This window comes from Vibrio sp. Vb1337, from assembly GCF_033338715.1.
GTDB classification, from domain to species: Bacteria; Pseudomonadota; Gammaproteobacteria; order Enterobacterales; family Vibrionaceae; genus Vibrio; species Vibrio alginolyticus.
Window position 1 is genome coordinate 141,780 of record NZ_JAWOTD010000011.1, and the last position, 12,847, is coordinate 154,626.

The window sequence follows — 12,847 nt, forward strand, 5'->3', positions numbered from 1 at the left end:
TTTGCGTATACACTTTTAGGTAACCACATGGCTTATTGTGTCAAAGGGGTTGCATGACAAATCCTGCAACCAAAACCGCTAATCGATGAAGCAAGTAAAGTCATGCTCAGAACAAATAAGAAACTCACAGAGCGAGGATGGAGGCTCCTGTGGCCATATTAAAAATGTTTGGAAAGAAAAATTCCAACAGTCCGGTCAACTCTGATATGGACAAGCAAAGAAAATACGAAGCGCTCGTCCGAGGGTATCATCGTGACTTGTACCGCTACGCATATTGGTTGTGCAAAGATAAAGCGGTCGCGGAAGATCTAGTTCAGGAAACCTGTCTTAGAGCTTGGAAGTCACTCGATAGCCTCCAGGACGAAAAAGCTGCCAAGTCTTGGCTCATCACAATATTGAGACGAGAAAATGCGCGCCGCTTCGAACGTAAACAATTTGATTTAGTTGATATCGATGACTACGGCAATGATGCTAAAGTTAGCGATGACTCACATCATCAGCAAGAATGGCTGCAGGCACAGATCATGAAGCTCGATGTTGAATACCGTGAGCCTTTATTTCTCCAAGTTGTTGGTGGTTTCAGTGGAGAAGAAATTGGCGACATTCTTGATTTAAATAAAAACACAGTGATGACTCGACTATTTCGCGCTCGTAATCAACTTAAAGAGATGTTGGATTCTCAAGATACCAAGAGAGGACAAAAGAATGGATGATTTAGAATTTCGTCGTCGTATTTTGTCGGATCCAAAACAAAAGGATGAAGAGATTCTGCAAGCTTTAGCTGGTAGCGACGCCAACAATAAGTTTGTTGATGACGTTTTGGATCTCGATGTAAAAATTAAACAAGCCATGAATGTGGATGTACCCGAAGATCTCGCAGATAAGATTTTATTTAGCCAGACGTCGAGTGCACTTGATGAAGAGAAGGTCGTCAGACCAAACTTTGTCCGCAAAGCAATGGCACTTGCCGCTTCTATTGCGTTCACCGCAGGGTTATTAGTTGGTCAAGTAAACTGGGGAAATGTTTTGGTGTCTCCAGCACAAGCCAGTTTAGCGGATACCGCGATGAAACACGTAATTCATGAAGAACCGTTTGTTCGTCATCTTGATGAGGATGTACCGAGCTCGCAAATTAATGCGAAAATGTCGCCATTTCATTACCAGTTTAGTGAAAACTTTCCATATCACGTTTACTACCTAAACCACTGCGGTTTTGGTGAATCCAATGCGGTGCATATGGTGTTCCAAGGTCCAAAAGGTAAAGTAACGTTATTTATTACTGGTATTCCAAGCGAACAAAGTACCGACTTTAATAAGGATGGCATGACCGGAATCGTTCAGCCCGTCGGGAGTTCAAGCCTGATTTTAGTCGGGGAAGAAGGTGAAAATATTGATGCGCTCGCTACGACTCTTGCATCAATGATTAAGCCGATGTAACAACTTCGACGATTTCCAGCCTTCAAAAGGTTAAATGCCGCTAAATGATCTTATTTAGCGGCATTTTTGTATAAATAGAACGCAAAACATTCACCATCGATATACCATTTAGAGCTTAAACTCTAAATTATGCATTTTAAGTGCAATTTCCCGTCTTTTAGACATCATTTCTGCAATTTTTATTCAATTTTATCCAATGGTCGGATTTGTCCAAGCAATTATTGATACTACTATCTGCGCCACTGAGCAAAAGCTCAATTTATCGTCCAAAGAGACGAATCTAATAAGGAAAAACAAATGACTCAGAACACGCGTCTGTTTAAAAAGACTCTCCTAGCAGTAACGGTAGCTTTTGCCTCAGGTCAATCGATGGCAGCGGGTTTCCAAATCAACGCTCAATCAGCAACTGGCATCGGCCGTGCATTTGCTGGTGATGCAGTAATCGCAGATAATGCAGCAGTAATGGCTCGTAACCCAGCAGCAATGGCTCTGTTTGATAAAATGGAACTTTCGCTAGGTTTCGAAAGCATTACTTCAATGATTGAAGTGAAAGATGCGAAATATTGTGGTTCAACGTGCCAAGTAGCACCAACACTGTTCAAGCCTGTCGACTCAAACTATGACGACGCTGGCGATACTTCTATTGCACCGAACATTCATCTAATCGTTCCTGTAAATGACAAGTTTGCATGGGGCGTAAACGCATACTCTAATTTCGGTACTAAAACAGAATTCGACAATAGCTTTGCGGCAAAAGAATATGGCGGCTTAACTGATGTTAAGAGCGTAAACTTTGGCCTTGCAGGTTCTTACCGTCTCAATGAACATTGGAGCTTTGGTGCTGGTTTAGATTTAATCTACGGCCAAGGTACAATGAAGCGTGAACATGCTGCAATAGGCACACTCGTCGATGTAGACGAAGCTGATGGTTGGGCTGTAGGTTTCAATGTTGGTACTGTGTACGAGCTAGATGAAAACAATCGATTTGGTCTTGCATACCGTCATAGTCCAGAAATGGAAGCAAAAGACGATAAAGGTCAAAAAATCACACTACCTTTACCAGATATGGCCGAGTTCTCTGGCTTCCACAAAATTCAAGACACTAAGTTTGCTGTACACTACAGCATCCAATACATTGGCTGGGAAACTTTCGATCAAATTGAATTCTCTAACTTAAAAGGCTCTCCTCTTGGCTCATCGTACGATAAACAGTACCAGTGGCAAGATGGTTGGCACTACTCGATTGGTGGTACATATTACCTAAGTAATAACTGGACACTTCGTGCTGGTTACATGTACGACACGAGCGCCCAAGCTGACTTAACGTCTGTTTCCGTTCCTGACTCAGATCGCCAATGGTTCTCTACCGGCTTTACTTATCACATTGATAGTAAATCAAATGTCGACTTTGGCTTTACGTACCTAATGGGTAAAGATGTTGAGGTAAATGAATCAACACCTAACCCAATGTACAACCCAAGTGACGCTCAAAGCCCTCAAAATATCTCGAGCTTGTCAGCAACAACACGCGCTGATGCTATTCTATTCGGCTTACAATACAGCCGTAGCTTCTAAACGCTTCGCTGTTAGTTAGTAGAAAAATACTTTATATAAAAGGCTGGATTTCCAGCCTTTTTTCATATCTGCGATTTATTGCCCACTCAATTTGAGTGAACACGTGTATCTAAATCTCACAATTAGGACGCACAACTGTTCGCTGAGTTCCGTTTACAAGCCCTTCACAGTTAGATTATTAAACCACACAAATAGCATTTAAAAGCATAATATTCCAAATGACCACTTGCGCTGGATTTTCATTTCTAAAGTAAAAACTCTACCTTTAAACTTTTGTCCCACGTTATAAACAAATCAGCGAACATTCGAATGAAAACCAACAAGACTCTTCTATCAACAGCAGTGGCATTAAGCCTACTTGGCGCAACGGGCATGGCTAACGCAGCAGGTTTCCAACTTGCTGAATATTCTGCAACAGGCCTAGGTCGAGCATATGCTGGTGAAGCTGCAATGGCTGACAACGCAAGTGCACAATGGCGTAACCCAGCAATGCTAACTTATTTGGAAGGCACTCAAGTGTCCGTTGGTGCAATCTATGTGAACCCAAATATTGATATTGAAGGTGATGTAAACTTCCACGGTAGCACTTCTTCTGCATCTTCAGATGACTTCGCACATGATGCAATCATTCCAAACTTCTACCTATCACACCAATATAATGAGAAATTCGCGATTGGTTTGGCATTTGGCACCAACTACGGCATGGAAACCGATTTAGGTAAAGGCTTTGGTGCATCGCACTTTGGTAACGAAGCAAGCGTAACGACAATGGAAGCGAACTTAAACGCAGCTTACAAAGTCAATGAATCGATCAGCGTTGGTGGTGGTATCCGTTACATCATCGGCGAAGGCAGCTTTGGCGCAGCAGCTCCTAAGAATAACGTTGTAGGGTTAAACCCTGAAACTAATCAACCAATCAGTGTTCCTCAAGGTACCGCTCTAAAATACATGGAAGGTGACGATACCGCTTGGGGCTGGCAAGTTGGTACAGCATGGCAGATCAATGAAAATAACCGTATCGGATTCGCGTACAAATCTGAAGTTGAACTGAAGCTTGAAGGCCATGCTGAAGGTCTTGGTTTTGGCTTCGGTACTTCTGAACGCGACAACGGCTACATGTATCTAAACCTGCCTGCAACGGCTGAGTTGGCAAGCTTCCACCAAGTAACAGACCAACTTGCATTACACGCAAGCGTTAACTGGACGGATTGGAGCTCTTTCGAGAAATTGGAAGCACGTCTAAATACTGCTGGCACGCATATGGTTAAAGTAGAAAACTGGGAAGACAACTATCGCTTTGCTGTTGGTGCCACTTACCAGCTTGATCCTAAGCTAGCGCTACGCACTGGTATTGCATACGATACTTCAGCGGTAAGCGACAAAAACCGTACGATCACTATTCCAGAAACTGACCGCACTTGGCTAAGTATTGGCGCAACGTACGATTGGACGAAAGACTTCAGCCTAGACGCTGGCTTCACCTATATTTTTGCGAAAGACGCACCAATCGTTGAGTCTCGTGGTTACAAGTCAGACGACACTGCAGAACAAGTCGGTGGCCAATTCGTAGGCGAAACTACGGGTAATGTTTGGCTAATCGGTGTTCAAGCAAACTACCGTTTCTAACCAAGCTGCAAAATACAAAAAAGGCTTAGCATCAGCTAAGCCTTTTTTCATTTCTCTATTGTGAAGAACAACGCTTAAAAGTCTTCTAGGTATTCGTCTAAATACTCTTCTTCTTCGATGTTAACTTCTTCTACCGTTTCAACTTCTGCTTTAAAGTTTTGACGCTGGATATAAACATCGCGAGTAAGAATATATGGATCCGGCGACGAGTCTAGCTGCGCTTCTTGCGGTACTAATAAAGCACGCTTCTCCATTCCTTCAAACGCCCACTTACCCAAACTCGCCCAGAAGTTGAGATAAGAGAGGGGTAAATACGTACTATCTACGGTATCTGTCACTTCACGTAAGGTATACGGACCATAACCTGGAACCATGAAGTAAGGACCATTTCCAACACCATAGTGGCCTACCGCATCACTGAACGCTTTCTCGTCGTACTTCGTAATACCCGCGGCACTTGCAATATCGAATAAACCGAAAATACCGAACGTCGAGTTAATCCAAAAACGGTTAAAGTGGTCCACAGCTTTCGTACCATTACCCATGATTAAGTTATTAACCATGCTTGCTGGCTCATCTAAGTTCGATAAGAAGTTAGCGATACCAGAACGAATAGGAACTGGCGTGTATTCTACATACGCAAGTGATACAGGACGAACCAAATACGGATCTAAATATTCGTAGTTGAGTTCCCACATGGTTCGGTTAAAGCCTTCCAACGGGTCATACACATCAGAAGTCGTTTGATTTGTTTCTTGTCCTGTTACTGCTTCATCAGGCGCACTTGAACAGCCAACCAGTCCAACGGCTAACAGCAACAAGAAGGTAGATTTACCCTTGTTATACATTTTATTTTCCATAACGACTATTAATGTACCTAAGTCACCCCGATTAACCATTGTACGTATGTTGAGCAGGATACATAGTAAAGATGACTCAGATATGGGAATAAATAAAGGCCAGCAATCGCTGGCCTTCGGTATTCTACTCGATCGTTTAGAGTCATACCACTAAAGGCAACTGACTCTACCTCGTTGTCATGTTTCAGAGACAGATGTTAACAATTAATACTGCTGATCAATGGTCACTTCTACTGGTGCGCCAAATTCAACGACGTCACTTTCTCCGTGCCAATCTTGATCACGCGTTGCTACGTTACCGTCAGAATCTACACGCACACGGACGATTAGCTTATCGAGTGAAGATAACTTTTGCCCTTGCATCATGGCATTGCCATCATCTAATACGACTGTGCGAGGGAAAGTACCTAGCGGATAACGAGCAGCAGCCACAGGCATTGGGGAGCCATCTGAACGATGTACTGACACAATCAGAACTGCGTTTGGATCCAACTGAGCATTTGGTGCCACATCAATTGTCACAGCTACACTCTTATCTGGTGAAACCGCTTCGCCCATTTGCTTACGAGCACTCTCAATACTGCGTGACAACATCTCGTAGCGGCTATCTTCTGGACCAATCATTTGCTGCATGATTCCCCAGTACTTGATGGCAGCCGGGAAGTCTTGACGCTCAAACGCATCGAACGCCAACAAAGAAAACACACGCAGATCGACATAGTCTTGCTGCATCAGCTTGCCGAGTAATGAGCGAGCCGTCGCTTGATCCATTTCCTCTTGAGACAGCATCAGAGCTTGTGCATAACCCAACATCACATCTGGGTCTTTTGGCTCTAGGTGGTACGATTTTTCCATCGCATCGATAGCTGTGGTGACATCACGATTTGCTAACGCAATACGACCTAGCAGTAACCAACCTGTCGAGTCTTCCGGCTGGTAATGTAAGCGAGTTCGAAGGGCAAGGGTCAAATCCGCCATTTCATCGTCACTCAGCGGCTCAGAAGAAGCCGACATCAGCTTTTTCGATAACTCAGGTAGATTTGCAGACACTTCTTGCCATTGAACAATATCGTCTGACGCGCCAAATTTATAATACAAACCATAGCTCAGCACCACCGTCAGAATTACCGATGGAACTAAAACCGCGATTGGAGAAACCTTAGTTTCTTTTTGCGCTTTATCACCAGGGATATCGTCAAGCAGTGATTGCTTTAGATCAGAAATCAGTTCGTCTTCACTTTCAACTAGACCTTCGTCAGTTTCTTCTGCAAGCTCAGATAGTCGGTCTTTATAAAATGCCTTGTTAAGCTCATCGCGTAACACATCATCATTGTTCGCTTTTTGTTTAAGCAGCGGCAAAGCCACCAGCGCACAAGCAATAAGCGTGAGAACAACGGTGGAAATCCAAAATAGTGTCATTACTTCTTATCTCCGTTGTTCTCTTCTTCAAGCAATGCTTTTAAACGAGCTTCTTTTTGCTCATCCCATTGCTCGTCACTGCTCGCTTTTGCCTTAACTTTAGATTTACGGCTACGCAGCACAATCAAACCAAAACCACCCAGTACTACAGCGAGTGGCCCTAGCCACAAAATCGCAGTCGCGACCGTAAATGGTGGGTTGTAAGTCACGAAGTTACCGTAACGGGCGATCATGTAATCAACAATCTCATCTTTGGACTTACCTTCTTTGGTCATTTCGTACACCTTATGGCGTAAGTCCTGAGCAAGTTCAGCGTTAGAATCCGAGATCGTGTTGTTCTGACATTTAGGGCAACGGAGCGTATGGCTTAACTCTTTGAACTGCTGTTCTTGTTCCAAATTATCAAACTCGTACACTTCAATGGCCGCATGAGCAGCAAGAGATAATGTCATCGCAGCAAAAACGGCAAGAATTAGCTTTCTCATTGCTTCGCCTCCTCAACCAATTTGTTGTAAAGCGGCTCCAGTGTTTCTGACCAATTACGTGGGTTTACATCCCCTACATGGCGATAGCGAATCACACCATTTGCATCAATAATGAATGTTTCTGGAGCACCATAAACACCAAGGTCAAGGCCAAGCATACCACTGCCATCAAATAGGCTGATCAAGTACGGGTTGCCGAGATCATTCAGCCAACCTATTGCTTTATTACGATCATCTTTGTAATTCATACCGATGATCTTAACGCCCTTACCCGCCAATTCGTTTAGGTATTTATGCTCTGCATAACACGTTGGGCACCACGTTGCCCAAACGTTCAAGAGCAACGGTTCACCTTTAAAAATTGATTGGTCGTACTGTTTTCCAGGCTCAGCCAGATCTTCTAAATGAAATTCAGGAACTGGCTTGCCAACCAAAACCGACTCCAATTTAGTTGGATCATCGCCCTCTTGATTACGCATTAATTGGGTTGCGAAAATGCCCGCTAGAATCATGAAAGCGACAAGCGGAATAAATAAGATTTTCTTATTCATGTTATGCCTCCTGCTCTTTTGACTTCGCGTTTTTCTTCGGCGATTTACGGAAGCGGTAGCGTTTATCAGAAATCGCTAGTGCGCCGCCTAATGCCATAATCAAAGAGCCAGCCCAAATCCAACGAACGAACGGTTTATAGTAAATACGAACAGCCCAAGATCGGTTGTCGTCTAAACGTTCACCCATTGCAATGTATAAGTCGCGGCTAATACCACGGTCAATGGCTGCTTCAGTCATCATAGACTTAGCCGTACGGTAGAAGCGCTTCTCTGCGTGAAGCGTATTCACGTATTTGCCATCGTGTGTGATCTCAAAGTCTGCGATGTAGCCATCGTAGTTTGGACCATCTTTATCACGCAAGCCTGAGAAGTAGAAATCATAGCCTTGAATTTGGAAGTGTTCGCCAGGTGCTAAACGTACATCACGCTCGATGCTGTAGTTCTGTACCATCGCAATACCGATAACAGATACCGCCAGACCAACATGACCCAACATCATTGCCCAGTGGCTACGTTGCAGCTTGCGAACACCTTCACTAAAGCTATGACGGTGCGTTGCGCGCTCGTACAGTTCAAAGCCATGCATCGCAATAATCCAAATCGCCATCACCCAACCAATGTAAGCCATGGTTGAGAAGAAATCGGCAAACAGGTACACGCATAGCGCGGCCAAGGCGAAAGCAAGCACACCTGAAACGAGCATTGGTTTCACAAGTTTAGATAAATTGTCTCGCTTCCAACGAATAAGAGGACCAATACCAAGCAGAAAAGCAAATGGCATCATTAACCACGCAAATAGCATGTCAAAGAATGGCGCACCGATAGAGACCGACCCCAAACCAAGCTGCTTGTGTACGAGCGGCAACAGTGTCCCCACTAACACCACAACAAGAGCGGCGATAAGTAATACATTGTTGGCTAAGAGCGCATTTTCACGTGAGACTAAGTCGAAGTTACCTCGTACACGCACTGCTGCCCCTTTTACGGCAAACAGCAATAAAGAGCCGCCGATAACGAAAACGAGGAAGCCTAGAATAAACATACCGCGCGACGGGTCAGACGCGAACGCGTGCACCGATACTAAAATACCGGAACGGACTAAGAAGGTGCCCAACAAACTCAACGAAAATGCAGAGATTGCCAATAGTACCGTCCACGCTTTAAATGTGCCGCGTTTTTCTGTCACGGCAAGAGAGTGCATTAATGCGGTACCCGCTAACCAAGGCATGAATGATGCGTTTTCTACTGGGTCCCAGAACCACCAGCCACCCCAGCCAAGTTCGTAGTAAGCCCACCAAGAACCCAGTGCGATACCAAGTGTTAAAAATACCCATGCAGCGGTTGTCCAAGGACGAGACCAACGAGCCCAAGCCGTATCAAGGCGTCCGGTCATTAGGGATGCGATCGCAAAAGAGAACGCAACCGAGAAACCAACATAGCCCATGTAAAGCATTGGCGGGTGAACAATCAAACCAGGGTCTTGAAGCAGAGGGTTCAAGTCACGTCCGTCAACCGGGAAGAACGGTAACGTACGTAGGAATGGATTTGACGTTAAGATGATAAACAGTAGGAAACCCACTGAGATCATGCCCATAACAGCAAGTACACGTGCAACCGACTCTTGCGGCATACCACGACTGAACGTCGCTACAGCGACAGTCCAAGCAGCTTGGATTAAAACCCATAGCAACAGTGAACCTTCGTGTGCACCCCATACTGCGGTTAAACGGTAGTACCAAGGGAGCTGACTATTCGAGTTGCTCGCTACATACTGTAACGTGAAGTCGTTGGTATAAAATCCCCAACATAAAATGGCGAAAGAGAACAACAGCATCAGGAACATAGACCAAGATAGCGGTCGCGCTGTGTTCATGAGCATGGTGTTATTATTCGATGCTCCCCACAATGGCAATACGCTCAACAGCACTGCCATTGCAAGCGAAAGAATGAGAGCAAAGTGACCGATTTCAGCAATCATTGGCCGCTTCCTTGTTTCTGTTCGGTGCTGTATTGAAGCGGTTCATGCGTTTTCTTCATCGCTTCTGCAATTTCTGGTGGCATGTATTCTTCATCGTGCTTCGCTAGGACCTCAAATGCCTCAACTGTCGTGGCATCTTTCAGTACACCTTGAGCAACAATACCCTGCCCTTCACGGAACAAGTCAGGAAGAATACCGTCATAGGTAATCGTCACTTTCGGACCGACATCGTGCAGGTCAAAACTCACTTTCAAAGAATTAGGATCTCGACGAACTGAGCCCACAACCACCATTCCACCGATACGCAGACGCTGGCCTACTTCTGGCTTGGTGCCATCTGGCTTACCATTAACCAATTCCGTTGGAGTGTAGAAAAGGTCCATATTTTGGTTAAGCGCATAAAGTATCAAACCAATGGTGGCACTAATACCGATAAAGATCGCTAGTACAATACCTAGCCTCTTTTTACGTCTCGGGTTCATAAGGTGTTCTCCATGTTCTTCGCTGCGTCGATACGAGCTTGACGGTCAATTTTTGCTTTCACTTCTTTCAATAATGCATCACCGCGGCGAAGGCTAGTGATCAGAAGAATCAGCATGGATAAGAAAGTAATACCAAACGCACTCCATACGTATGATGCGTAGCCACCCATGGCAAAAAAGTCGCTCAGAGATTCAAAATGCATAATCAGTTACCTCACTGAGTTTGTTCTGTTGCGAGTTTGCGCACCCAAGGGCGGTGACTTTCTTTACTGATGATTTCGTTACGAAAACGGACCATCGTCACGGCACCAAAGAAGAACGCAAAGCCAAAGATGTTCAGCAATAACGGCCAAAGCATGTCGGATGAAATAGAAGGTTGTTCAAATTTCGTGATCGTCGCACCTTGATGAAGCGTGTTCCACCATTCCACGGAAAAGTGAATGATAGGTAGGTTTACTACGCCTACGATCGCTAAAATACCAGCAGCTTTTGCGGCGGTTTTTTGATCGTCAAACGCATGGTAAAGCGCAATCACACCAAGGTAGAGAAATAGAAGAATCAATTCAGATGTAAGACGGGCATCCCATACCCACCAAGTGCCCCACATAGGCTTGCCCCAAACAGCACCTGTAAGTAGAGCAATAAAAGTAAATACTGCACCAATCGGAGCCATCGCAAGTGCCGCCATATCAGATAGGCGAACTTGCCATACTAGGCCAATAAATGCAGCGATCGCCATCGACATATAAACGCCCATAGACCAAATAGCTGATGGGACATGAATGTAGATGATTCGGAAACTGTCACCTTGTTGGTAATCTGAAGGCGCAAATGCAAGCCCCCAAACCGTACCAACCGATAAGCATACGAGGGCCAATACAGAAAACCAAGGCAGAAACTTACCACTCAAACGATAAGCTGCTTCTGGCTTGGCATAAGGATGTAGCCATTTCCACATGTTTTGTTCTCACTCTTACTTCAGGGACACTGTCTAAAGGGTTGAGACCGTAGCAGTGCTTTAATAATAATTCTTTGATCAAGCGCCGCTTCATTGGCACTTTATTGAGTTAGTTAACACTAACTCGTAATGCGGCACTGATGGCAAAAGGCGTTAATGTCATCGCCCCCATTAGCATCGCACCTAAAATCGCTAGTTGACCGTTATACGCCATACCGAGTGCGGCAGCATCAATTGCCGATGTTGCGAAAATCAAAATTGGGATGTAGAGCGGAAGAATAAGCAAACTCAAAAGAACGCCACCCTTTTGCAACCCAACAGTCAACGCCACACCAATGGCGCCAATAAAACTTAATGTTGGTGTACCGATCATCAAGGTTAATACAACCGATAGCCAAGTATTGAAGTCGAGCGAAAGTAAAACCGCCAATAATGGGCTAATTAAAATCAGAGGTAACCCTGTTAACAACCAATGTGCTATGACCTTTGAAACCACTACAAGTTGCAATGGAATCGGCATTAGCATCATTTGTTCTAGTGCACCGTCTTGAAAATCATCACGAAATAGACGCTCTAATGATAATAAGGCGGACAGCAATGCGGCAACCCAAACGATGCCCGCTGCAATACGTGCTAACAAATTAGGTTCTGGTCCAATACTCAGAGGAAAGAGAGTAATGACAATAATAAAGAACCACAACGGGTTCAGAATGTCTGCCTGACGGCGAAATGCGATTAGGAGCTCACGACGAATGATGGTGGTCATCGAGGAAATCATATCAGTCACCCAGCTTTATTTTTCTAAGTTTCGGGCTGTCCGCAAACATATCTTGATGCGTCGTCAACACAACAATACCGCCATTATCAGCATGACTTGCGAACAAAGATTCAAGCACCTTGACGCCTTGCTTATCAATGGCAGTCAACGGCTCATCTAAAATCCATAAAATTTGCTTACTGAGCCATAACCTTGCCAATGCGACTCGTCGTTGCTGACCTGCGGAAAGTTGTGCTACAGGCACATCTTCTCGACCAGCTAATCCTACTTGAGTCAAAGCGATAAAGATTTCTTCGTCTGAAGAGCGATTATTTTGAATAGATTGATAAAAACGTAAGTTTTCTAATGCGGTAAGCTCTCGTTTCACTCCTGTTTGATGTCCTAAGAAAAGCAGATCTTGATGGAAAACATCACGAGATTTTTCAACCTCTTCGCCTTTCCATTTAATGACACCTTCTTCTCTATCACCTAACCCTGTCACAATCCGTAGCAATGTAGTTTTACCAGTACCATTACGCCCTTCGATCTGGACCAATTCACCAGGCTTAATTTCAAACTGCAGGTTTTCAAACAGAACCCTTTCATCACGGATTGCTGTCAGGTTAGACACTTCTAACATAGAGCTTCAACTAAAAAATGAACGAGCCGCTATATTAGCACAGCTTAGTTATGACAAAACAGGATAAGAGGGCTAGGTT

The 12,847-nt window shown here is 44.5% G+C and carries 14 protein-coding genes; 4 read left to right on the plus strand and 10 right to left on the minus strand.

All coding sequences use genetic code 11. The features are described 5' to 3' along the window. Positions 1 to 137 precede the first annotated feature (137 nt). The 4 genes from R7E42_RS14360 to R7E42_RS14375 all read left to right on the plus strand — a co-directional run bounded on the left by R7E42_RS14360 (position 138) and on the right by R7E42_RS14375 (position 4,638). On the plus strand, positions 138 to 713 hold the full coding sequence (locus tag R7E42_RS14360; protein WP_005380528.1) for a sigma-70 family RNA polymerase sigma factor: 576 nt from the start codon (positions 138 to 140) through the stop codon (positions 711 to 713). Further along, positions 706 to 1,437 (plus strand): DUF3379 domain-containing protein, encoded by a 732-nt coding sequence (locus tag R7E42_RS14365; protein ID WP_025767180.1) that lies wholly within the window; start codon positions 706 to 708, stop codon positions 1,435 to 1,437. Before R7E42_RS14360 ends, R7E42_RS14365 begins: the two co-directional genes overlap by 8 nt. Before the next feature lie 297 nt (positions 1,438 to 1,734). Continuing rightward, the gene (locus tag R7E42_RS14370) at positions 1,735 to 3,012 is read left to right on the plus strand and encodes an outer membrane protein transport protein (protein ID WP_213963847.1); all 1,278 of its coding nucleotides are present in this window, start codon (positions 1,735 to 1,737) and stop codon (positions 3,010 to 3,012) included. Positions 3,013 to 3,321: 309 nt separating this feature from the next. Further along, on the plus strand, positions 3,322 to 4,638 hold the full coding sequence (locus R7E42_RS14375; protein WP_054576273.1) for an outer membrane protein transport protein: 1,317 nt from the start codon (positions 3,322 to 3,324) through the stop codon (positions 4,636 to 4,638). A 74-nt stretch (positions 4,639 to 4,712) separates the two neighbouring features. Here R7E42_RS14375 and R7E42_RS14380 read toward each other — a convergent pair whose 3' ends face one another. The 10 genes from R7E42_RS14380 to ccmA all read right to left on the minus strand — a co-directional run bounded on the left by R7E42_RS14380 (position 4,713) and on the right by ccmA (position 12,768). Beyond that, the gene (locus tag R7E42_RS14380) at positions 4,713 to 5,486 is read right to left on the minus strand and encodes a VacJ family lipoprotein (RefSeq protein WP_005380523.1); all 774 of its coding nucleotides are present in this window, start codon (positions 5,484 to 5,486) and stop codon (positions 4,713 to 4,715) included. Between the two features lie 216 nt (positions 5,487 to 5,702). Beyond that, positions 5,703 to 6,917 carry a c-type cytochrome biogenesis protein CcmI gene (gene ccmI / locus R7E42_RS14385; protein ID WP_258483206.1) on the minus strand — a complete coding sequence of 405 codons (1,215 nt, stop codon included), beginning with the start codon at positions 6,915 to 6,917 and terminating at the stop codon, positions 5,703 to 5,705. Beyond that, entirely contained in the window at positions 6,917 to 7,402 is a 486-nt protein-coding gene (locus R7E42_RS14390) for a cytochrome c-type biogenesis protein (RefSeq protein WP_005380519.1), read from the minus strand. The genes ccmI and R7E42_RS14390 overlap by 1 nt, the downstream gene beginning before the upstream one ends. Then, positions 7,399 to 7,953, minus strand: coding sequence for a DsbE family thiol:disulfide interchange protein (locus R7E42_RS14395; protein WP_005380518.1), 555 nt, complete (start codon positions 7,951 to 7,953; stop codon positions 7,399 to 7,401). Before R7E42_RS14395 ends, R7E42_RS14390 begins: the two co-directional genes overlap by 4 nt. 1 nt (position 7,954) lies before the next feature. Next, positions 7,955 to 9,931: a heme lyase CcmF/NrfE family subunit gene (locus R7E42_RS14400; protein WP_017635943.1), complete on the minus strand. Its 1,977-nt coding sequence runs from the start codon at positions 9,929 to 9,931 to the stop codon at positions 7,955 to 7,957. Continuing rightward, entirely contained in the window at positions 9,928 to 10,413 is a 486-nt protein-coding gene (gene ccmE, locus R7E42_RS14405) for a cytochrome c maturation protein CcmE (protein WP_005380516.1), read from the minus strand. Before ccmE ends, R7E42_RS14400 begins: the two co-directional genes overlap by 4 nt. Further along, the gene (gene ccmD / locus R7E42_RS14410; RefSeq protein WP_005380515.1) at positions 10,410 to 10,616 is read right to left on the minus strand and encodes a heme exporter protein CcmD; all 207 of its coding nucleotides are present in this window, start codon (positions 10,614 to 10,616) and stop codon (positions 10,410 to 10,412) included. Before ccmD ends, ccmE begins: the two co-directional genes overlap by 4 nt. Before the next feature lie 11 nt (positions 10,617 to 10,627). Further along, a complete protein-coding gene (locus R7E42_RS14415) occupies positions 10,628 to 11,371 on the minus strand; it encodes a heme ABC transporter permease (protein WP_005380513.1) in 744 nt (247 codons plus the stop codon). A gap of 109 nt (positions 11,372 to 11,480) precedes the next feature. After that, positions 11,481 to 12,149, minus strand: a complete 669-nt coding sequence (gene ccmB, locus R7E42_RS14420; RefSeq protein WP_005380512.1) for a heme exporter protein CcmB — start codon at positions 12,147 to 12,149, stop codon at positions 11,481 to 11,483. Between the two features lies 1 nt (position 12,150). Beyond that, positions 12,151 to 12,768: a cytochrome c biogenesis heme-transporting ATPase CcmA gene (gene ccmA, locus R7E42_RS14425; RefSeq protein ID WP_005380511.1), complete on the minus strand. Its 618-nt coding sequence runs from the start codon at positions 12,766 to 12,768 to the stop codon at positions 12,151 to 12,153. Between the last annotated feature and the right edge of the window lie 79 nt (positions 12,769 to 12,847).

Excerpts from the sequence above, each read along its gene's own strand:
- R7E42_RS14360 (WP_005380528.1), top strand. The coding sequence starts at position 138 with ATGGAGGCTCCTGTGGCCATATTAAAAATGTTTGGAAAGAAAAATTCC.
- R7E42_RS14365 (WP_025767180.1), top strand. The coding sequence starts at position 706 with ATGGATGATTTAGAATTTCGTCGTCGTATTTTGTCGGATCCAAAACAA.
- R7E42_RS14370 (WP_213963847.1), top strand. The coding sequence starts at position 1,735 with ATGACTCAGAACACGCGTCTGTTTAAAAAGACTCTCCTAGCAGTAACG.
- R7E42_RS14375 (WP_054576273.1), top strand. The coding sequence starts at position 3,322 with ATGAAAACCAACAAGACTCTTCTATCAACAGCAGTGGCATTAAGCCTA.
- R7E42_RS14380 (WP_005380523.1), bottom strand. The coding sequence starts at position 5,486 with ATGTATAACAAGGGTAAATCTACCTTCTTGTTGCTGTTAGCCGTTGGA.
- ccmI (WP_258483206.1), bottom strand. The coding sequence starts at position 6,917 with ATGACACTATTTTGGATTTCCACCGTTGTTCTCACGCTTATTGCTTGT.
- R7E42_RS14390 (WP_005380519.1), bottom strand. The coding sequence starts at position 7,402 with ATGAGAAAGCTAATTCTTGCCGTTTTTGCTGCGATGACATTATCTCTT.
- R7E42_RS14395 (WP_005380518.1), bottom strand. The coding sequence starts at position 7,953 with ATGAATAAGAAAATCTTATTTATTCCGCTTGTCGCTTTCATGATTCTA.
- R7E42_RS14400 (WP_017635943.1), bottom strand. The coding sequence starts at position 9,931 with ATGATTGCTGAAATCGGTCACTTTGCTCTCATTCTTTCGCTTGCAATG.
- ccmE (WP_005380516.1), bottom strand. The coding sequence starts at position 10,413 with ATGAACCCGAGACGTAAAAAGAGGCTAGGTATTGTACTAGCGATCTTT.
- ccmD (WP_005380515.1), bottom strand. The coding sequence starts at position 10,616 with ATGCATTTTGAATCTCTGAGCGACTTTTTTGCCATGGGTGGCTACGCA.
- R7E42_RS14415 (WP_005380513.1), bottom strand. The coding sequence starts at position 11,371 with ATGTGGAAATGGCTACATCCTTATGCCAAGCCAGAAGCAGCTTATCGT.
- ccmB (WP_005380512.1), bottom strand. The coding sequence starts at position 12,149 with ATGATTTCCTCGATGACCACCATCATTCGTCGTGAGCTCCTAATCGCA.
- ccmA (WP_005380511.1), bottom strand. The coding sequence starts at position 12,768 with ATGTTAGAAGTGTCTAACCTGACAGCAATCCGTGATGAAAGGGTTCTG.